Source organism: Bartonella sp. AA86SXKL (assembly GCF_042196885.1).
This window is the reverse complement of the sequence record NZ_JBHIRE010000389.1, coordinates 376-665: the sequence shown is the minus strand read 5'-3', so window position 1 is coordinate 665 and position 290 is coordinate 376. Positions and strand designations below refer to the sequence as shown.

Sequence of the window (290 nt, the reverse complement as noted above, 5' to 3'; positions counted from 1 at the left end):
AAAATATCAAAATCAAAAATATTGAAAATAATTGGGGCCAAGGGCAATAACCTCAAAAACATCAGTGCGACCATCCCTCTTGGAACCTTCACGTGCATAACTGGTGTTTCAGGTGGAGGAAAATCAACATTCCTCATTGAAACTCTTTTCAAAGCTGCCTCACATCATATCATGGGCACACATCAAAGTCCCGCAATCTATGATAAAATTGAGGGATTAGAATTTCTTGATAAGGTTATTGATATCAACCAATCACCTATTGGACGGACTCCGCGTTCTAATCCAGCGAC

The 290-nt window shown here is 39.7% G+C and carries 1 pseudogene; it reads left to right on the top strand.

Annotated elements, in window-relative coordinates:
• Positions 1-290, top strand: a pseudogene (locus tag ACFIO5_RS12170) (excinuclease ABC subunit UvrA); the annotation flags it as partial.